Here is an 18746-nt window from a genome sequence, read left to right on the forward strand (position 1 = left end):
GTCTGAAAACGCCGGATGGCGCTGCGCTTATCCGGCCTACAAGAGCGAAAGACGCTTACCTTAAGCGATTTACTCGAAAAACACCGCAATTTTGTTAAACATGGTGGGATCGGACTGGTTGCGCGCCACTTTGGTGACGTCTTCCAGCTTGTCGATCTGCGCCATCATCTGCTCCAGACGCTGATCGTCGTTGACCAGTAGCCAGATGCGGCTGTGCTCGCTGCCCTGAATCGGCAGACAGAGAATGCCTTCCACGTTAAACGCCCGACGGGCAAAGAGCCCGCAGACGTGGGTCATGACGCCAGGGTGGTTGCGGACGGTGAGTTCCAGAATGACGTTATCATGTTGTTTCTGCATGGCTTATTCTCCCACCATCTCAGTATTTGCCGCACCCGGCGGCACCATCGGATACACTTTTTGTTCAGGGTCGATACGCACGTGGATCAACGCCGGGCCGGGGCGAGCAATCGCCGCCTGCAGCGCCGCGTGTGCGTCTTCTTCCGCGTTCAGATCGCAGGTGTGCAGGCCAAAGCCGGCGGCGATCTGCATAAAGTTAATCATCCCCGGATAGGTCGCCGCAAACACCCCCTGCTTGTAGAACAGGCTCTGCTGCTGGTGCACTAAGCCCAGCGCCTCGTTGTTCATCAGGATAATTTTCACGTCTAACTGGTTTTCCGCCGCGGTCGCCATTTCCTGAATGTTCATCATCAGGCTGCCGTCGCCGGAGAAGCAGATGACCTTGCGGTCCGGATTCGCCAGCGCCGCGCCCACGGCGGCGGGCAGGCCAAAGCCCATAGTGCCCAGGCCGCCGGATGTCAGCCACTGACGCGGACGGTTCAGCGGATACGCCTGGGCGGTCCACATCTGATGCTGGCCGACGTCGGTGGTGATAATCGCGCTGTCGTCCACGCAGGCGGCCACGGCGTTGATCAGCCCGTAGTGGCTCAGCGGGTCGCCTTCGGTTGGGATCGCGCCCGGGAACTCGCGCTGCAGATCGGCCACCAGCTGACGCCAGTCGGCGCGTTCGGCTGCATCGGTTTGCGGGATCAGCTGCGCCAGCACTTCGGCCACGTCGCCCTGAATCGCCACGTGCGGCTGCTTGATTTTACCCAGCTCGGCGCGGTCGATATCCACGTGAATGATTTTGGCGTTCGGGCAGAACTGCTCGGTTTTTCCAATCGCCCGGTCATCAAAACGTGCGCCCATAACAATCAGCAAATCAGCCTCTTGCAGGATGTAGTTGGTGCTGCGCGCGCCGTGCATGCCCAGCATGCCTAATGACAATGGATGTGCTTTAGGCAGCATGCCCAGCGCCATCAGGGTCATGGTGGTCGGCAGGTTGGCTTTTTCCGCAAACTGGCGGATTTCATCCGCGGCGTTAATCGCTCCGCCGCCCAGATAGAGCACCGGGCGTTTGGCGGCGTTAATCATGGCGGCGGCATCGCGCACGCTCTCAGCGCTGAATTCCGGCGCGGCCGCGCGCTCGCCCGGCTCCGGCAGCACGTCGATCTCGATCTCTGCGGTCTGGACATCCTTAGGAATGTCTATCCACACCGGGCCCGGGCGGCCTGACTGCGCAATGCGGAACGCATCGCTGATAACCTGAGGAAGCTCGGTGATATCGCGAACTAAATAGTTATGTTTGGTGATGGGGATAGAGATGCCGTAGGTGTCCACTTCCTGGAACGCATCGGTGCCGATCATGGAGGACGGTACCTGGCCGGTAATGCAGATCAGCGGAATGGAGTCGAGACGCGCGTCGGCGATGGCGGTGACCAGGTTGGTTGCGCCCGGGCCGCTGCAGGCCATACAGACCGCCGGTTTGCCCTGCGTACGCGCCATGCCCTGAGCGATAAAGCCTGCCCCCTGTTCGTGGCGCGCCAGCACGTGGCGGATCTGCTTGCTTTGGCTTAGCGCATCGTACAGCGGCAGCACCGTGCCGCCAGGGATGCCCGCAACCGTGGTGATGCCCTGCCGTTCCAGCAGATGAACGATCAGCTGCGCGCCGGTAAAACGCGTCTTGGTGGATGTTGTGCCCGAACTTGCCATGCTCCAGTCCTTTTCTTCTGAGCCAGCCTTCCGGGGAGGGTCCTAAACGAAAAACCCCGCCCGGTTTGCGCCGGCGGGGTTTTGGATTCGTGTGTTGATCCAGTCCCTACGGCGCATTGCCGACGACCACCACCACACGCACGACGACCACTGCGGCTGGTTGCGCAGTTTTTAGTAGGGTCGAAGTGAAGATGGATGAAGTCATTGGGGACCTGTGTTTGGAATCATTGATGGAATTTATACAAACACAGGTTTTAGGGCGTGACAATGGAAATATTTTCATCTGCGCAAAAATGCGTCAGGGATCACGTTTCGTTTGTTGGGTTTACTCTTCGTTTTCACCTCTCAGATTTTCCATAAACGCTATTACGTTCAGTTACATACTAATCCCTTATAAAAATCTGAAAATAACGGCTCGATCGTGTAGTGACATACTTTATGTGGTTATTATTTTTTTAACCTAACTACAACTACAAAGATACTAAAGCGTGCCGAGGGATGCATGCGAGTGTTAAGGAAGACAGCATGAACAAGTTTTACACAATGCTTTTCGCTGCTTTGCTTTTACTGGCCGGATGCGACAAGCCTGTGAAAACAGAACCTGCCCTGCCCGGCGGGGGCGGAACCATTGAAGCCATTAACCACACAAGCTGGGCCATCAACCGCTTCAGCGTTAACGGGCAGTCCGGCCTCGATATTATTGGCCCGTATTCGGGTGGCGGTGGGGGCTGCTGCTTTGGCGTGAGCGGGCCGTGGACGCCAGGAATGACGGTGCAGGTTGACTGGGAAACAGGCGTCGCGTTTGCCAGCGATGTGCCGGAGATCCCGCAGCCTGATGAACCAGATACCACCGGGATGAACCGGGATGACCGTTACAAGGCATGGCAGGCTTATTCGGATAAAAAAGAGGAGTGGTACCAAAAAATCAAGGCACTAAATAAAAAACATACTCAAACCGTTCCGGTCCCCGATTACACCGGACAGAAAACCTGCGGCATTACCGTTCACTTCCTGCCCTGTGACCAGGTGAAGGTCACCACCAGCTGCGCCGACTATGGCAGCCCGGATTATCCCGTCAAAGACCCCGTGCATATGGAGAAGCCGACAGTATGTCCCCAGTGATTGCAGCATGGCGTACCCGCATTTTGCTGGCCGCAGCCCTGCTGCTGGCCGGGTGCGACCAGCCCGTAAAAACGGAACCAGCCCCGCCCGGCAGGGGTGGAACGATTGAAGCCATTAACCATACCAGCTGGGCCATCAATCGCTTCAGCGTGAACGGGCAGTCCGGCCTCGACATTATCGGCCCTTATTCGGGTGGCGGTGGAGGCTGCTGCTTTGGCGTGAGCGGGCCGTGGAAGCCAGGAATGACGGTGCGGGTTGACTGGGAAACGGGCGTCGCGTTTGCCAGCGATGTGCCGGAAATCCCACAGCCTGATGAACCAGATACCACCGGGATGAACCGGGATGAGCGTTATAGGGCATGGCAGGCTTACTCAGATAAATATCACGAATGGTATGGCAAAATTAAAGCCATCAGTAAAACACATTCCCGAACGGTTCCGGTCCCCGATTACACCGGCCAGAAAACCTGCGGCATTACCGTTCATTTCCTGCCCTGTGACCAGGTGAAGGTCACTACCAGCTGCGCCGACTACGGCAGCCCTGATTATCCCGTCAAAGACCCCGTGCATATGGAGAAGCCGACAGTATGTCCCCAGTGATTGCAGCATGGCGTACCCGCATTTTGCTGGCCGCAGCCCTGCTGCTGGCCGGGTGCGACCAGCCCGTAAAAACGGAACCAGCCCCGCCCGGCAGGGGTGGAACGATTGAAGCCATTAACCACACCAGTTGGGCCATCAACCGCTTCAGCGTGAACGGGCAGTCCGGTCTCGATATTATCGGCCCTTATTCGGGTGGCGGTGGAGGCTGCTGCTTTGGCGTGAGCGGGCCGTGGACGCCAGGAATGACAGTGCAGGTTGACTGGGAAACGGGGGTCGCATTTGCCAGCGATGTACCGGAGATCCCACAACCTGTACGACCTAATCTTGAGGGATTGAACGAAGAGGAAGGATACAAGGTAGCTCAGGCTTATTCGGATAAAAAAGAGGAGTGGTACCAAAAAATTAAGGCACTAAATAAAAAACATACTCAAACCGTTTCGGTCCCCGATTACACCGGCCAGAAAACCTGCGGCATTATCGTTCACTTCCTGCCCTGTGACCAGGTGAAGGTCACCACCAGCTGCGCCGACTATGGCAGCCCGGATTATCCCGTCAAAGACCCCGTGCATATGGAGAAGCCAACAGTATGTCCAAATTGACCCCTGATAATGTCTGGTACCCTCCTGAGTTTCCGGAAAGAGGTAGATTACCTAATACCAGATCTCACTTTTTGCAAAACTGCAGGGAACAAAGCAGTCTGGAAACGAAATATCATAACCAGCTTTGCACCGCTGCAAACCGACGCGTCTTGCCTCCCTGCTGTAAAACGCTCCATATCAGCCTTTTCTTTGACGGTACGGGCAACAACCTGAATCATGACCTCTATGAGTCGACCCCGCCTCATCCGACCAATATCGCTCGCCTGTTCCGTGCCACCATAGGACAAGGCTATGCCGGGGGAACCGGCGCGCATAACGCAGAGCTGGTCGATCAGGACGGCGTCGCGCACAACCAGTATTACAAATACTATATTCCCGGCGTGGGGACGCCTTTTCCGGAGGTGTTAGATCTCGACTTCAGCGATGCAGGCCTTAAATACGCGGCTTACGGCGAGGAGCGCATCAACTGGGGTCTGCTTCGACTGGTAGACGCCCTGCGACGTACGCTTGGGCTTGGGAAACTAAGCGATGATGAAAACTGGCACTCCATTCAGGCGATGAACTCCAGCTATTCTCAATCCAACGCTCATGGAGAATACCTCCGTTGCACAGAGCTTTTCCGGCTGTTAAACGGGTTAGGTAAAACGCTGGAGACCGCGTTAACGCAGCCAACGCCGGGCACCTCTAAGCTGCTGGGAATCAAACTCTATGTTTACGGTTTCTCTCGCGGAGCAGCCTCCGCCCGGGCCTTTGTTAACTGGCTTAACACCCTGCTTTCTCCCTCTCGGGAAGGGGCCTTACAACCTTTTTGCCTGGCGACAAAGCAGGGTGAAATTCCGATTAGCATTGAATTTCTGGGTTTGCTGGATACGGTTGCTTCCGTAGGAATTGCCCATATTGCCCCGGTAGCGGAAGGTCATATGGGCTGGGCCGACGGAACGATGGAATTGCCGGACAATGCGCTGATTAAGCGCTGCGTGCATCTGGTTTCGGCTCACGATCAGCGGTTGTGCTTCCCACTCGATTCAATCTGTCGTGCTGACGGGCGATATCCTGAGTATGCCGTAGAGGTGGTTTATCCTGGCATGCACTCTGATATTGGAGGTGGGTATCCGCCAGGGGAACAGGGTAAAGCGACCGGTAATGATGATCGTTTTTTACTGTCGCAAATATCATTAAATGAGATGTTTTCAGCGGCTTTTAATGCAGGCGCACCATTAAAAATACTTGAACAATCCCTCCCAGATGAAATGAAAAAAGATGTATGGCGCATCATGCCTACCAGTTTAAGAGATGAATTTTATGTTGAAACCTCAATAGTCCAACGCTTCAACGCCTGGCGCCAGCTCACTCTTGATTTACCTCTTTCCGAAACTGGCATTCCCGATGAACAGGCAACCCACTACTCCCCCGTTCGCGCTCGGGTCAATATCATCGAAGCGCTTGAAAACCAGATCGGCTGGATAACCGCCTGGCGCATCAATCGCTACGCCCAGGAAACATTCCGGAGCCAGCGCTTTTATCACGACGCCGCAGCCAATAATCAAAATCAGGATAACGATCCTGGCAAAAGGGCGGAACGGGAAAGAGAACGCGAAAAACTACAAAAAGATGCAGAAAGAGAGCGAATTAAACAGCTCGGTAACTACCCGCGGGGTCAGTTTGTCATGCTTAAGACAGGCCCAAAAGACTTTGACGCTTTACTCGGGCAAACACAGCTTTTACAGGCAGCATTAGAGTTTAAAGAAGACTATCATGGCGTTTCCCGTACTCAGGCAAAAAGCACCACCTATGCCGTACTGGATTACTTCAAAGGCTTTGTTTTTGCCTTTAACCAGGATGATATTCCCGTTGAGTTTAAAAAGATCAAAGAGGCGGGGAAACAACACCTGGAAACACTGTTTCCACCACAAGGCGAACAGAGCAATGCCAATGACCCCTCAGGGCTGACAAGAGCGCTTTTTGATGACCAAATTCACGATTCCCGCGCCTGGTTTATGCACAGCGCGTTGGGCTCGCGCGAACCCTGGGGCAGTTATTTTATCTACCGTATGATCTATTTCGGCGAAGCGACGAGTAAACAGGTAAAGCCACTCTCCATGCTGGGCTATGTTGCAGGACTGGGTTATCCCATCTCAACGCACGAGGTCCAGTTTCTTATTGAATTGCGAAATACCGGGCAGAGGCCATCTGCCCCCGTCGAACAACGCATTTCTATCCTTGATGCCAGCACGGGATATCCGCTGGGGGTACTTCAGGATAAAACCCGGCAAATACCCTGCGTTCACTACCCTGCCTCAGCCCTGGCAGAGTGTCAAAAAGCGGAGGAAATGGCCTTTGAACAAAAGAGAGCCACAATACAGTCTTACATTGAAAATATGAATTATTCAGACTGACAGAAAACAAAAAACCCCGCCTAAGCGAGGTTTTTATCAGGGTTTTGCGGTTGGTTGCCGCAGAACACACTGTGTTACGTCAACGCAAAAAGTATACGCGATCGAAGACGAACGCGCAATTCCGGCACGGATTTTGACGTTTTTGAGTATGGATCACCTTCCTGATTTTGTCCAAAAAATACTGTTCATGCATACAGTATTTATCTATACTGAGGGTGTTCGCAGTGAGCGAGGGGGCCGCAGTTCTACCGGCGCAACGAAGTCCTGGCTGAAACGGGTGGTGCCGTCAGTGCCTTAACCCCCTGAAGTGAGCACACTGTGTTACGTCAATCCAGGTGCTGGCAACAGGCGGCGGAAAGGTACGCCAGCATCGTGCTCCTTTTAACCAAAAGGAGACGCGTATGAGCGTAGTGGATATGGTGATACTTATCCTCAAACTCATTGTTGCAGTACTGCAACTGCTTGATGCTGTCCTGAAATTCGTTCGGTAATTCAGGTTCAAGTCGCACCTGAGAGGGGCGGGCAACCGCCCCTCTTTAATAACGAGGGAATGCTATGTCGCGTCTGTTAATTGAGCCTGTCACGCCCGATGAGCCGGGGTATATCGCCCTGAAGGCTGAAAGTATCGCGCTGAATTTCAACATGCTGCGCAGGCTGGAAGAGAACTGGCAGCGTGGTGAGAACCGTTTTAACGCGCCGGGTGAAAAGCTGCTGGGCGCGTTTCTCAACGGCAGGCTGGTGGGCGTGTGTGGCCTCAACCGCGATCCGTTCAGCCAGCAGCCGCGTGCCGGGCGCATTCGCCATCTCTACGTCAGCGAGAAGTGCCGCGGGCTGGGCATTGGCAAACAGCTTTTAACCGTGGTGATGGCCGATGCCAGCATCTGGTTTGATTTCCTGAATACCCACGCGCCGGACAGCGCGTACGGATTTTACAATCGAGCCGGTTTTACGCTGGTCTCGGACGAACCGCGGGTGACGCATCGCCTTTTTTGTGCGGTGTAACCGGCTGGCGGCATCAGGATGTGAATGTTACAGTTGAGTGACAATTCACCACCCGATACGCCATGACCATTACCGTTTTCTGCATTTTGCTTTTCGCCGCACTGCTGCATGCCAGCTGGAACGCCATCGTTAAAGCCGGAACGGACAAGCTCTACTCTGCGATCGGCGTTAGCGGCTCAGCTGCGATTATTGCCCTGATTTTATTGCCCTTCTCAACACAGCCATCTGCAGAAAGCTGGCCGTTCTTGATCGTCTCCTGCGCCTTACAGGTGGTCTACACCGTGCTGGTAGCGAAGACCTATCAGGTCTCTGACATGAGCCAGACCTACCCGCTGATGCGCGGCACCGCCCCGCTGCTGGTGGCGCTGATTAGCGTGCTGGTGCTCGGCGACCATCTCTCCTGGCTTGCCTGGTCCGGCATTGGCGTAATCTGCCTGTCGATTCTGGCGATGGCGATGAATGGCCGCATGCAGTCACGCAGGGGGATCTGGCTGGCGCTGCTGAACGCCTGTTTTATCGCCGGGTATACGCTGGTGGACGGTACCGGCGTGCGGCTGTCGGACACCGCGCTGGGCTACACGCTCTGGACCTTCTTTATGAACGGCTTCAGCCTGCTCGGCTGGGCGATGGTGGCACGTCGGCGCGAGGCGTCCGGCTACCTGCGCCTGCACTGGAAAAAGGGGTTGCTCGGCGGCGTTGGCACTATGGGCTCTTACGGTCTGGCCCTCTGGGCAATGACACAGGCACCGCTGGCGGTGGTCGCGGCGCTGCGTGAAACCTCTATACTCTTTGGCGCGCTGATCGCGTTTGTCCTTTTAAAAGAGAAGGTTGCGGGCCTGCGCATCGCGGCGGCGCTGGGCATTGCAGCCGGAGCCATTCTGCTGCGCCTGGCGTAAATTACTGGCAACATTAGTTGCCGTTCTTGTTTACAAATCCTGCCTTTACCGGTTTTTTGATTCACCATGACAATGCTTAAATTGTCATCTTACTGTGGTAGATTCCTCGCGCATTTATGGGAATGCGTAGTCACTTATTCTTCATTTTCCTCTTTTAGCAAAAGTATTCAGCGACATGAAAAAGCAACGGAACGTTAACTTATTGTTGATGCTGGTGTTATTGGTGGCCGTCGGTCAGATGGCGCAAACGATCTACATTCCGGCGATCGCCGACATGGCAAAGGAACTGAACGTCCGCGAGGGTGCGGTGCAGAGCGTGATGGCAGCGTACCTGCTGACCTACGGCGTTTCGCAGCTCTTCTACGGCCCGCTCTCCGACCGCGTCGGGCGTCGTCCGGTGATCCTGGTAGGCATGAGCATTTTCATGGTGGCGACGGTGATTGCCATTACCACGCACAGCCTGACCGTGCTGATTGCCGCCAGCGCCCTACAGGGCGTTGGGACGGGTGTCGGCGGGGTGATGGCGCGAACCTTACCGCGCGATATGTATCAGGGCACCCAGCTCCGCCACGCCAACAGCCTGTTAAACATGGGCATTCTGGTCAGCCCGCTGCTGGCCCCGCTGATTGGCGGCCTGCTGGACACGATGTGGTCCTGGCGTGCCTGCTACGCCTTCCTGCTGGTACTGTGCATCATTGTCACCTTCAGCATGGCGCGCTGGATGCCGGAAACCCGCCCAAAAGACGCGCCGCGCACCAAGCTTATCGCCAGCTACAAAACGCTGTTCGGCAACGGTGCGTTTACCTGCTACCTGCTGATGCTGATCGGCGGCCTGGCGGGCATTGCGGTGTTTGAAGCCTGCTCCGGCGTGCTGCTGGGAGCGGGTCTTGGCCTGAGCAGCATGGTGGTGAGCATTCTGTTTATTCTGCCGATCCCGGCGGCGTTCTTCGGCGCGTGGTTTGCCGGGCGTCAGAACAAGCGCTTCTCCACACTGATGTGGCAGGCCGTAATTAGCTGTCTGCTGGCGGGTCTGATGATGTGGATCCCAGGGTTGTTTGGCGTGATGACGGTCTGGACGCTGCTGATTCCGGCGGCGCTGTTCTTCTTCGGCGCGGGAATGCTGTTCCCGCTCGCCACCAGCGGCGCAATGGAGCCGTTCCCGTTCCTCGCAGGCACGGCGGGCGCGCTGGTGGGCGGTTTGCAGAACATCGGTTCCGGCGCGCTGGCCTGGCTCTCGGCTATGATGCCACAGACCGGGCAGGCTAGTTTGGGCCTGCTGATGACGCTGATGGGGCTGCTGATTTTACTGTGCTGGCTGCCGCTGGCGTCGCGTGTTCCGCATCACGAGCAGCCGGTTTAACCGCATGATGGCCCGGCTTCTCGCCGGGCTTTTCACAGACGGGCGCAATCATCGCCTGCAATAACGGCTCTGGTGCTGGCCGCCAGGCTCCCTCTTCCCCGTCGTAAAACTGGAAATCCGCGTTAAGCGCATACGGGATTTTCGCCTTTTGCAGCTCGCAGGCCATAAAAGTGGCGAAGGCCATTTGCGAGGCGGTGGGCGTAAGACGGCTTGACTCCCCCACGCCCCAGCCTCCGACCCAGCTGACGTGCCCGGTTTTTTGCTGCCAGCGCAGTGCGGTGCTGATGCGGTTACGGATAGCCGCCTTCTCCGCCGCCGTGCCGGACGTCCACGGGTATTTACCGCTATTTTTCAGCGGCCCCCACGGGAAAATATGCCATTCCGCCAGCAGGTAGTTTTGACTGTGCGCAGGCAGCTTCAGGCTGGATAAATCTTCCGGCGCGGCACGCAGGCGCGGCGCAATGAAAATCATGCGCTGCGGGTCTATATCGTGGATCGCTTTAATGGTTTTTTCATACACGCGGTTTAACGACGCGAGGTTGTGGTTAAGCTTGTCGGCTGGCTCATAAATGAGATCAAAACCCAGCAGCGGGTAGCTCTGACCGAAATAGTGCGCCACGGCAATCCACCAGTTGATCGTCTCTTTCTCGTTATCGGCTTTGGGGTCGTTTTTATATTCATCAGCCTGATAAGCGATAATCGGGATCACGCCATACTGCTCGCAGGCTTCCACCAGCTTGCGCAGGTGGATCAACCGCGCTTCCGTCGGCTCATCGGCGACGCGAATGCGCACGTGGGTAATGCCTTTTGCACGAAAATCCCGTACCACCAGCGGGTCGAATTCGCGTATGCCGCGCTCGGTGCGCGCCCAGTCCACATCCATCCCGACGCCCAGCTGCTGCGCATAACGGGCAGCCGTCAGCGGCGGCTCGGCGGCAATGGCCCAGCCGGAAGAGATCAGTAACGCGGTAGCAATAAGAGGCTTTAGCACGGTTTACCCTGGATAAATCGAAAGCATTACCTGTATTTAGCACGCTTTTTCACATTTGGTGTAGAGTCAGAACGAACTAATTGTTGAGAAAAATTATGAACGCAACAGCCATCAATACACTCATCGCACAGTTTCCTCTGGTTGAGGATCTGATTGCCCTGAAAGAAACCACCTGGCTTAACCCGCGCACCACGACGCTTACGGAAGGATTGCCGTACGTCGGGCTGACCAAAGCCGACGTGGACGACGCCCACGCGCGCCTGAAACGCTTCGCGCCGTATCTGGCGAAAGCCTTCCCGGAAACGGCGGTAACGGGCGGGATTATCGAGTCCGAGCTGGTTGCTATTCCGGCAATGAAAAAACGGCTGGAGAAAGAATCTGGCAAGGCCATTCCCGGCACGCTGCTGCTGAAAAAAGATAGCCACCTGCCGATTTCCGGCTCGATTAAAGCGCGCGGCGGCATCTATGAAGTGCTGGCCCACGCGGAGAAGCTGGCGCTGGAAGCCGGGTTGCTGACCATCGAAGACGATTACAGCATTCTGCTGGAGCCGCGCTTTAAGGCCTTTTTCAGCCAGTACAGCATTGCGGTGGGCTCAACCGGCAACCTGGGGTTGTCTATCGGCATAATGAGCGCACGCATCGGCTTTAAAGTGACGGTACATATGTCTGCCGACGCCCGCGAGTGGAAAAAAGCCAAACTGCGCAGTCACGGCGTCATCGTCGTGGAATATGAGCAGGATTACGGCGTGGCGGTAGAGCAAGGACGAAAAGCGGCGGAAAGCGATCCGAACTGCTTCTTCATTGACGATGAAAACTCCCGCACATTATTCCTGGGCTATGCGGTGGCAGGCGAGCGCCTGAAGGCGCAGTTTGCCGAACAGGGCCGCGTGATGGATGCGGATCACCCGCTGTACGTCTACCTGCCGTGCGGCGTCGGCGGCGGCCCCGGCGGGGTGGCGTTTGGCCTGAAGCTGGCCTTTGGCGATAACGTCCACTGCTTCTTCGCCGAGCCAACGCACTCCCCGTGCATGCTACTGGGCGTTTACACCGGTCTGCACGATGAAATCGCGGTGCAGGATCTGGGCATTGATAACGTGACGGCGGCGGACGGTCTGGCGGTTGGGCGCGCCTCCGGCTTCGTCGGCCGCGCGATGGAGCGCCTGCTCGACGGGTTCTATACCCTTTCCGATCGGAGCATGTACGACATGCTTGTCTGGCTGGCGCAGGAGGAAGGGATCCGTCTGGAACCGTCGGCGCTGGCGGGGATGGCCGGGCCGGTGCGCGTTCATTCGGATGCCAGCGTTACCCACCTGGTATGGGCAACCGGCGGCGGCATGGTGCCGGAAGACGAGATGGCGAAGTATCTGGCTAAAGGGAAGTAATTAAGCCGCCACCCGGCTTACAGGCTCAAAATTTGCTGAATATGGGTTACCGCAAACAGCAGCGACAGCGAGAGAACAGCGAGTGCGATCAGGAACTTATCCCGCACCGCTTTCGGCTGTACAAAATCGTTCTGCGCCACGTCCATCAGGTTACGGCTGCGGGTATAGCGCCATAAAATGATGGCCACCAGCGCCAGCACAATAATGGAAATCCAGAATGGCACCCCTGTACGGTGCCAGTTGTGCTTAATCGCCAGGGCAATTAGCGCGCCATACCCCAGCAGCGTGCGCAGCCAGGCGAGTGACGTCCGCTCCGGCTGCAGGCCGGGGTCCGCTTCGCGCCGCGCTTTGCGGCTATCCGGCATAGAACACCAGCACCATTACCACGCCCGCCACCGTCAGCAGAATCACGCTGATGATGAGTAACCCGCGCGTATAGGGCAGATCCTGCTTCAGACGCATCGCCTTCTCATTGCGAAGCCAGCGAAGGTAACCGTAAATCGCCAGCACGCCCGCGAACAGGCACAGCAGCAGCGCCAGCACTTCACGAATCAAGGGCGTGGCAAAATCGGGTGCGAGCTGGTCAAGGCCGACACCGGCGGCCAGAAAGCCCAGTGCGGTGCGGATCCACGCTAAAAAAGTGCGTTCATTAGCCAGAGAGAAGCGGTAGTCCGGCGCTTCGCCGAGGCGGGAAATTTTCATGGAGGTTCCTTGTCGTGCTACAGGCAGGCTTCAGCATAGCGTAAATCGACAAGGACAAGGAGACCGGCATCGGGCGATGCCGGTCAGGACGATTAATGCAGCTCTGGCCAGTACTCTTTGTTGGCCTCAATAAGGTCATCCAGAATCGCTTTCGCGACGGAGGCGCTCGGCACGGTTTTCGACAGGGTAATCGCCTGCCAGAGCTTCTGGTACGAGCGCTGCTCCCAGGCATCCACCACCAGTTTTTCCACCGCCACCTGCTGGCTCATCAGCCCTTTCTGGAAGTGCGGAATATCGCCCACCGTAAGCGGCTCCGGCCCGTTATGACCCACCAGACACGGGATCTCCACCATCGCATCGGCATCAAAGTTATGGATGGCCCCGTTGTTTGGTACAATCAGCAGCATCCGCTCCTGGGTGTTAAAGGCAATCGCCGTCGCCAGATCGACGATGTACGACGCATGTTCGTCGATTTCCAGCTCACCTGCGGAGGATTTGCCCGCCTCAATAATCGCCCGGCAGGAACTGAACACGTGCTTCTCACGGTGGTCCATGACCTCATTGGCGCGGGTGCGTTCCGGGTTGGAATGCGCAACCACGTAGTCCGGGAACAGGTAATACTTCAGGTAGGTGTTCGGCATGGTGTCCGGATCCAGCGCCTGCACGTCTTTGGCTTTGGCGAAAGTATCGTTCCAGCTCGCTTCGGTATGTGCATCTTCGGAAGGCGGAACATAGCCGTTTTTCGCCACGTATTCGCGCAGTTTCGGCATCAGGTCGTTGCCGTTCAGATCCTCAATCGACGTCCACCAGCCGAAGTGGTTCAGGCCGTAGTAGCGCACGCGCATCTCTTTGCGGTCCTTCAGGCCGACAATCTGCGCCATGCGCCCTTCAATGCCGATCGGCATATCGCAGATGTTGAGAATTTTGGCGTTCGGGCGCAGGCGGCGCGTGGCTTCCGCGACAATCGCCGCCGGGTTGGAATAGTTCAGCATCCACGCGTTCGGGGAGTACTGCTCCATATAATCCACCAGCTCCAGCACGCCGCCGATAGAGCGCATGCCATAAGAGATACCGCCCGGCCCGCAGGTTTCCTGACCCAGCACGCCGTGGCGCAGCGGAATTTTTTCATCTTTTTCGCGCATCGGGTATTTGCCCACGCGGATGTGCGCCATCACGAAATCCACATCGGTAAATGCCGCTTTAGGATCGGTGGTGTAGCTGAACTCAATCTCCGGGGCCTGCTCCCTGAGGATGATTTTGCACGCTTCGGCGATGGTCTCCTGACGTGCGCCGTCGTTGTCATAGAACTTCAACGCGCGCAGCGGGAAGCGGTCACGGTTGGCTAACAGCATCAGGACGATACCAGGCGTAAAGGTGCTGCCGCCGCCTGCAATGACAACTGAGAATTTTTTCATGATATAGCCTCTGTCAGGGTGGTTTGTTCATTCGTTAAAGGAGTTTTCATCAGCGATTCCAGCTGGTCGCGCACCTGAGGAACGTGCAGGCCGACAATCACCTGAATGCCGTTGCCGCGTCGCACCACGCCGTGGGCGCCGAGGGCTTTGAAGACGTCATCGCTTTGGGTTTTCGCCATATCCACCAGCGCGATACGCAGGCGGGTGGCACAGTTATTGATGCTTTCGATGTTGGCCGCGCCGCCCAGCGCCTGCAGGAATCCGGCGGCCTGCCCGACCTGCTGGCTGGCCGCCGCCGGGGCGGTGGTTTGCCCGCGCGCCGCCTTATAGTCGGCCTTGCTGTAGAGTTTGATTTCGCTCTCTTCCCGGCCCGGCGTTTTCAGGTTCAGACGTTCGATCAGCGTTTTGAAGACCACGAAGTAGATGCCGGTGAAGCAGACGCCAATGCCGATCTGGGTGAAGACCGTCGTGGCGTGGTTATGGAACATCGGGATCCAGTTTTGCGGCAGGAACTGATCCAGCAGGCCGCCGCCCATGTTCCCTACCACGCCGAAGGTGTACATCACCGTTGCCATGGTGGCCGCCAGCACCGCATGCACGGCAAACAGCAGCGGCGAGATAAACAGGAAGGTGAACTCAAGCGGTTCGGTAATGCCCACCAGCACGGCGGTGAGCGTGGCAGGAACCAGCAGGCCCGCCACCTTGACGCGGTTTTCCGGCGACGCGGTGTACCAGATAGCAAATGCAATCCCGACCGAGCCAAACACTTTTGAGTTGCCGTGCAGCGCGAACCCGCCTTCCGGGAAGAGGGTTTTCAGCGGCAGGGTGCTCTGGCTGAATTCCTGCAGGTGCTGCGCCCAGTAGACCTGAATCCCGCCCTCCACCGCCGCCGGGCCGAAGATGAACGGACCGTAGACGAAGTGGTGCAATCCGGTTGGGATCAGAATGCGTTCCAGGAAGGTATACACCCACACGCCCAGCGCACCGGCAGAGCGCAGAAACGCCTGCAGGGACTCGATGCCCATCTGCACTTTCGGCCAGCCCAGCAGCGTCAGCCAGGCGCAGGGGATCATGACGAAGAACGCGAGAATAACGACAAACGAGCTGCCCTGGAAAATCCCCAGAAACACCGGCAGCGGCTTGTCGAAGTAGCGGTTGTGGATGGCGGTGACAATGCCTGAAATCACAATGGCCCCGATGATGCTGGTATCGAGCGTTTTGATCCCGGCAATCATCGCCAGCCCGCTACCCGCCGTCGGTTCGGCGGAGAAGTCGACGCCAAAGAAGTGGCCCCAGGTCATCCCCATCGCGTTAATAAAGTAGTTCCAGGTCAGGAAGCTAATCAGCACCGCCAGACAGGCGCGGCCCTGCGCCTGCTTCGCCAGGCCAATCGGCAGGCCGACGGCAAAAATCAGCGGCATATTGCGAAACACCGCCCAGCCGCCCTCTTCAATGATGTGAACAATCTGCGCGAAAAGATGATCGGGGGCCGTTAGCGCTTCGCCAACAAATAGCGGGTTGCGAAGCATGATGGCGATTCCCACCACGATCCCGGCGAACGGAAACAGCAATACCGGGGTAAACATGGCACCGCCAAAACGTTGTATTTGACTGAGCATTTTTAAATCCTCATGAAACAACCTGTAGGGGTAGAGGCCTTTATGGTTTTTTGCTGGCCTGAGGTGAGCATAAGAACTTACTGATGCGTGAACATGGCGTGCCGCTGCGATTCGTGATCGCATTCATGGTTTTATTTTGACCAATGAGGTCTACTTTTTGCGGTAAATATGGACATGTCGGGACGCAATCCACGCCCTGATAAGGGCAGAGAGGTCTGGTGGTGATCTACAAATCTATTGCCGACAGGTTGCGGCTGCGTCTGAACTCGTCGGACTACAACATCGGCAGCCCGCTGCCCGGAGAAAAAGCGCTGGCGCAGGAGTTCGGCGTGGCGCGAATGACCATTCGAAAAGCGTTAGACCTGCTTGTGAGCTGGGGGCTGGTTGAGCGGCGGCACGGCAGCGGAACGTTTGTCTCACGCAAAGACGTACATCACGAAACCACCAACCTGACCGGGCTGGTGGAGGTGCTGCGCCAGCAGGGAAAAGAGGTGCAGAGCAAGGTGCTACAGTTCGAAGTGATGCCCGCCCCGCCCGCCATCGCCAGCCAGCTTCGGATTCAGGTGGATGAGCGGATCTACTTTTCACGGCGGGTACGCTACGTGGACGGAAAGCCGCTGATGCTGGAGGACAGCTTTATGCCGGTGAAGCTGTTCCGCAACCTGTCGCTGGCGCACCTTGAGGGGTCTAAGTTCGATTACATCGAGAAGGAGTGCGGGATCACCATCAGCGGCAACTACGAAAGCCTGACGCCAGTGCTGGCAGATAAAACGCTGGCCGGTTATATGAACCTGCCGGAACAGACGCCGCTGCTGCGCATTACCTCTCTTTCCTACAGCGACAGCGGCGAGTTCCTCAATTATTCCGTGATGTTCCGAAATACCAGTGATTACCAGGTGGACTACCATCTGCGGCGCATCCACCCGGACGATCTGCTAGCCCATCCCCCAGAACAGCACCGCCAGTAGCTGCGGGGTGATGATGCGCAGAAACATCACCAGCGGGTAGACGGTGGCATAGGAGAGCGCGGCCGCGCCGCTGGTGGCGTGCAGGTTGTTGGCAAAGGCCAGCGCGGGCGGATCGGTCATGGAGCCCGCCAGCATGCCGCAAAGCGTCAGGTAGTTCATTCTGGCGAACATCCGCGCCAGGATTGCCACCGTCAGCAGCGGAATCGCCGTGATAAAGATGCCGTAGCCGACCCAGCTCATCCCTTCGCCATTGACCAGGGTATCGACAAAATCCCCTCCGGATTTTAGCCCGACTACCGCCAGGAACAGCACGATGCCCAGCTCGCGCAGCGCCAGGTTGGCGCTCGGCGGCATAAACCAGTAGAGCTTCCCGATACAGCCGATACGCCCGAGGATCAGCGCCATAATCAGCGGCCCGCCCGCCAGGCCCAGCTTGAGCGCCACCGGGAAGCCCGGCACGTACACAGGAATAGAACCGAGCAGCACGCCGAGCCCGATACCGATAAACACCGGCAGCATCTGCACCTGCTGCAGTTTCTGCTGGGCGTTACCCACCATATCCGCCACGGCGTCGATGGACGACGGGCGCCCGACCAGGTTGAGGATATCACCGAACTGCAGGCTGGCCTCCGGGCTGGCGACCAGTTCGACACCTGCACGGTTAAGTCGAGAGATCACCACGTCATAGCGCTCTTTTACCTGCAGATCGCGAATTTTTTTGCCAAGAACGTGCTCGTTAGTCACCACTACGCGCTCCACGCGCATATCGGTGCCGCGGGTTGAGAGCGAGGTATCCACTTCCTGACCAATCACCAGCCGCGCGTTATTTAAATCCCCCGGCTGGCCGACCAGGTGCAGCAGATCGCCTTGCTGAATGACGGTGCCAGGCGCAGGCACCATTAGCATATCGTCACGCTTAAGGCGGGAGCAGATGATATTGGCGCTGTTCAGGATCGGTACGTCCTGAATCGCCATGTTGTTCAGATTGGGGTTATCGACGCGAATGTTGATGGTTTTGATCGGCATATGGCCGTTGGTAAGCGTGGTTTCGTGATCTTTTGCCTCTGTTTCGACGTTAATGCGAAACAGGACGCGTACCAGCCACATAGAGAGCAAAATGCCGCAAATCCCAAACGGATAGGCCATGGCGTAGCTCATCCCCATTTGGTCGACAATGCCGGACTCAATGCCCAAATCGCGCAGGATTTGCTGCCCGGCACCGAGCGCCGGCGTGTTGGTGACCGCCCCGGAGAAAATGCCCAGCACCACGGGCAGCGGGATAGCAAAGATTTTGTGCAGGATCGCGGTGACCAGCCCACCCATTACCACAATGCCGAGGGCAAACAGATTGAGCCGTAGCCCGGAGACGCGCAGGGAAGCGAAAAAGCCCGGCCCTACCTGAATCCCGATGGTGTAGACGAAGAGGATCAGGCCGAACTCCTGAGTAAAGTGGAGCATTTCGGCGCTGAGAACCAGCCCGAGCTGGTCGGCGAAGTGTCCGACAAAAATGCCGCCAAACAGCACCCCGCCTATCCCAAACCCGACGCCGCGAATTTTGATATTCCCTATCCACAGGCCAACAACAGCGACCAGGGCCAACACGCTTACGGTTAACGCGATATCACTCATGATCCACTTCCTTGGCA

At 57.1% G+C, this 18746-nt stretch carries 19 protein-coding genes; 10 read left to right on the forward strand and 9 right to left on the reverse strand.

The window, feature by feature from the left end; genetic code table 11:
* Window positions 1–69: 69 nt before the first annotated feature.
* The 3 genes from ilvN to ivbL all read right to left on the reverse strand — a co-directional run bounded on the left by ilvN (window position 70) and on the right by ivbL (window position 2254).
* Window positions 70–357, reverse strand: a complete 288-nt coding sequence (ilvN, locus tag URZ40_RS11755; RefSeq protein ID WP_010426528.1) for an acetolactate synthase small subunit — start codon at window positions 355–357, stop codon at window positions 70–72.
* A 3-nt stretch (window positions 358–360) separates the two neighbouring features.
* Entirely contained in the window at window positions 361–2049 is a 1689-nt protein-coding gene (ilvB, locus tag URZ40_RS11760) for an acetolactate synthase large subunit (RefSeq protein WP_320720589.1), read from the reverse strand.
* A 106-nt stretch (window positions 2050–2155) separates the two neighbouring features.
* Window positions 2156–2254, reverse strand: a complete 99-nt coding sequence (gene ivbL / locus URZ40_RS11765) for an ilvB operon leader peptide IvbL (protein ID WP_057979964.1) — start codon at window positions 2252–2254, stop codon at window positions 2156–2158.
* Window positions 2255–2574: 320 nt separating this feature from the next.
* Here ivbL and URZ40_RS11770 point away from each other — a divergent pair, with 320 nt between their 5' ends.
* From URZ40_RS11770 to emrD, 8 genes are all read left to right on the forward strand, one after another.
* A complete protein-coding gene (locus tag URZ40_RS11770) occupies window positions 2575–3171 on the forward strand; it encodes a DUF3304 domain-containing protein (protein WP_316380365.1) in 597 nt (198 codons plus the stop codon).
* Window positions 3159–3770, forward strand: coding sequence for a DUF3304 domain-containing protein (locus URZ40_RS11775; protein WP_316380364.1), 612 nt, complete (start codon window positions 3159–3161; stop codon window positions 3768–3770). The genes URZ40_RS11770 and URZ40_RS11775 overlap by 13 nt, the downstream gene beginning before the upstream one ends.
* Window positions 3758–4369 (forward strand): DUF3304 domain-containing protein, encoded by a 612-nt coding sequence (locus tag URZ40_RS11780; RefSeq protein ID WP_320720590.1) that lies wholly within the window; start codon window positions 3758–3760, stop codon window positions 4367–4369. The genes URZ40_RS11775 and URZ40_RS11780 overlap by 13 nt, the downstream gene beginning before the upstream one ends.
* Entirely contained in the window at window positions 4357–6765 is a 2409-nt protein-coding gene (locus URZ40_RS11785; RefSeq protein ID WP_320720591.1) for a DUF2235 domain-containing protein, read from the forward strand. The genes URZ40_RS11780 and URZ40_RS11785 overlap by 13 nt, the downstream gene beginning before the upstream one ends.
* 401 nt (window positions 6766–7166) lie before the next feature.
* The gene (gene tisB / locus URZ40_RS11790) at window positions 7167–7256 is read left to right on the forward strand and encodes a type I toxin-antitoxin system toxin TisB (protein ID WP_008500146.1); all 90 of its coding nucleotides are present in this window, start codon (window positions 7167–7169) and stop codon (window positions 7254–7256) included.
* 64 nt (window positions 7257–7320) lie between these two features.
* A complete protein-coding gene (locus URZ40_RS11795) occupies window positions 7321–7767 on the forward strand; it encodes a GNAT family N-acetyltransferase (protein WP_064673032.1) in 447 nt (148 codons plus the stop codon).
* Between the two features lie 62 nt (window positions 7768–7829).
* Window positions 7830–8663 (forward strand): EamA family transporter, encoded by an 834-nt coding sequence (locus tag URZ40_RS11800; RefSeq protein ID WP_320720592.1) that lies wholly within the window; start codon window positions 7830–7832, stop codon window positions 8661–8663.
* 175 nt (window positions 8664–8838) lie between these two features.
* Entirely contained in the window at window positions 8839–10023 is a 1185-nt protein-coding gene (gene emrD / locus URZ40_RS11805; RefSeq protein ID WP_163329977.1) for a multidrug efflux MFS transporter EmrD, read from the forward strand.
* On the opposite strand, the gene URZ40_RS11810 is transcribed toward emrD, so the two are convergent.
* Window positions 9926–11014 (reverse strand): glycoside hydrolase family 5 protein, encoded by a 1089-nt coding sequence (locus tag URZ40_RS11810; RefSeq protein ID WP_163329976.1) that lies wholly within the window; start codon window positions 11012–11014, stop codon window positions 9926–9928. The two genes, emrD and URZ40_RS11810, sit on opposite strands and share 98 nt — an antisense overlap.
* Window positions 11015–11109: 95 nt before the next feature.
* On the opposite strand from URZ40_RS11810, the gene dsdA reads away from it, so the two are divergent.
* Window positions 11110–12396: a D-serine ammonia-lyase gene (dsdA, locus tag URZ40_RS11815; protein WP_320720593.1), complete on the forward strand. Its 1287-nt coding sequence runs from the start codon at window positions 11110–11112 to the stop codon at window positions 12394–12396.
* Window positions 12397–12413: 17 nt separating this feature from the next.
* Here dsdA and URZ40_RS11820 read toward each other — a convergent pair whose 3' ends face one another.
* The 4 genes from URZ40_RS11820 to URZ40_RS11835 form a co-directional block, all read right to left on the reverse strand.
* A complete protein-coding gene (locus tag URZ40_RS11820) occupies window positions 12414–12761 on the reverse strand; it encodes a DUF202 domain-containing protein (protein WP_116343639.1) in 348 nt (115 codons plus the stop codon).
* On the reverse strand, window positions 12751–13098 hold the full coding sequence (locus URZ40_RS11825; RefSeq protein ID WP_116343640.1) for a YidH family protein: 348 nt from the start codon (window positions 13096–13098) through the stop codon (window positions 12751–12753). Before URZ40_RS11825 ends, URZ40_RS11820 begins: the two co-directional genes overlap by 11 nt.
* Window positions 13099–13190: 92 nt before the next feature.
* Window positions 13191–14513, reverse strand: a complete 1323-nt coding sequence (locus tag URZ40_RS11830) for a 6-phospho-alpha-glucosidase (RefSeq protein ID WP_116343641.1) — start codon at window positions 14511–14513, stop codon at window positions 13191–13193.
* Window positions 14510–16132 (reverse strand): alpha-glucoside-specific PTS transporter subunit IIBC, encoded by a 1623-nt coding sequence (locus URZ40_RS11835; RefSeq protein WP_116343642.1) that lies wholly within the window; start codon window positions 16130–16132, stop codon window positions 14510–14512. Before URZ40_RS11835 ends, URZ40_RS11830 begins: the two co-directional genes overlap by 4 nt.
* A 221-nt stretch (window positions 16133–16353) precedes the next feature.
* Between URZ40_RS11835 and URZ40_RS11840 the strand changes: the two genes are divergently transcribed.
* Window positions 16354–17100 carry a GntR family transcriptional regulator gene (locus URZ40_RS11840; protein ID WP_024907387.1) on the forward strand — a complete coding sequence of 249 codons (747 nt, stop codon included), beginning with the start codon at window positions 16354–16356 and terminating at the stop codon, window positions 17098–17100.
* On the opposite strand, the gene URZ40_RS11845 is transcribed toward URZ40_RS11840, so the two are convergent.
* On the reverse strand, window positions 17068–18729 hold the full coding sequence (locus tag URZ40_RS11845) for a putative transporter (RefSeq protein WP_320720594.1): 1662 nt from the start codon (window positions 18727–18729) through the stop codon (window positions 17068–17070). The genes URZ40_RS11840 and URZ40_RS11845 overlap by 33 nt on opposite strands.
* Window positions 18730–18746: the final 17 nt, after the last annotated feature.

The organism is Enterobacter sp. 296B2 (assembly GCF_034106185.1).
GTDB lineage: Bacteria > Pseudomonadota > Gammaproteobacteria > Enterobacterales > Enterobacteriaceae > Enterobacter > Enterobacter cloacae_N.

Bases quoted from the DNA above. Each gene is read 5' to 3' on its own strand.
- emrD (WP_163329977.1), top strand. From the start codon at position 8,839: ATGAAAAAGCAACGGAACGTTAACTTATTGTTGATGCTGGTGTTATTG.
- tisB (WP_008500146.1), top strand. From the start codon at position 7,167: ATGAGCGTAGTGGATATGGTGATACTTATCCTCAAACTCATTGTTGCA.
- URZ40_RS11830 (WP_116343641.1), bottom strand. From the start codon at position 14,513: ATGAAAAAATTCTCAGTTGTCATTGCAGGCGGCGGCAGCACCTTTACG.
- URZ40_RS11845 (WP_320720594.1), bottom strand. From the start codon at position 18,729: ATGAGTGATATCGCGTTAACCGTAAGCGTGTTGGCCCTGGTCGCTGTT.
- URZ40_RS11800 (WP_320720592.1), top strand. From the start codon at position 7,830: ATGACCATTACCGTTTTCTGCATTTTGCTTTTCGCCGCACTGCTGCAT.
- ilvN (WP_010426528.1), bottom strand. From the start codon at position 357: ATGCAGAAACAACATGATAACGTCATTCTGGAACTCACCGTCCGCAAC.
- dsdA (WP_320720593.1), top strand. From the start codon at position 11,110: ATGAACGCAACAGCCATCAATACACTCATCGCACAGTTTCCTCTGGTT.
- URZ40_RS11780 (WP_320720590.1), top strand. From the start codon at position 3,758: ATGTCCCCAGTGATTGCAGCATGGCGTACCCGCATTTTGCTGGCCGCA.
- URZ40_RS11835 (WP_116343642.1), bottom strand. From the start codon at position 16,132: ATGCTCAGTCAAATACAACGTTTTGGCGGTGCCATGTTTACCCCGGTA.
- ilvB (WP_320720589.1), bottom strand. From the start codon at position 2,049: ATGGCAAGTTCGGGCACAACATCCACCAAGACGCGTTTTACCGGCGCG.
- URZ40_RS11825 (WP_116343640.1), bottom strand. From the start codon at position 13,098: ATGAAAATTTCCCGCCTCGGCGAAGCGCCGGACTACCGCTTCTCTCTG.
- ivbL (WP_057979964.1), bottom strand. From the start codon at position 2,254: ATGACTTCATCCATCTTCACTTCGACCCTACTAAAAACTGCGCAACCA.
- URZ40_RS11775 (WP_316380364.1), top strand. From the start codon at position 3,159: ATGTCCCCAGTGATTGCAGCATGGCGTACCCGCATTTTGCTGGCCGCA.
- URZ40_RS11770 (WP_316380365.1), top strand. From the start codon at position 2,575: ATGAACAAGTTTTACACAATGCTTTTCGCTGCTTTGCTTTTACTGGCC.
- URZ40_RS11785 (WP_320720591.1), top strand. From the start codon at position 4,357: ATGTCCAAATTGACCCCTGATAATGTCTGGTACCCTCCTGAGTTTCCG.
- URZ40_RS11795 (WP_064673032.1), top strand. From the start codon at position 7,321: ATGTCGCGTCTGTTAATTGAGCCTGTCACGCCCGATGAGCCGGGGTAT.
- URZ40_RS11820 (WP_116343639.1), bottom strand. From the start codon at position 12,761: ATGCCGGATAGCCGCAAAGCGCGGCGCGAAGCGGACCCCGGCCTGCAG.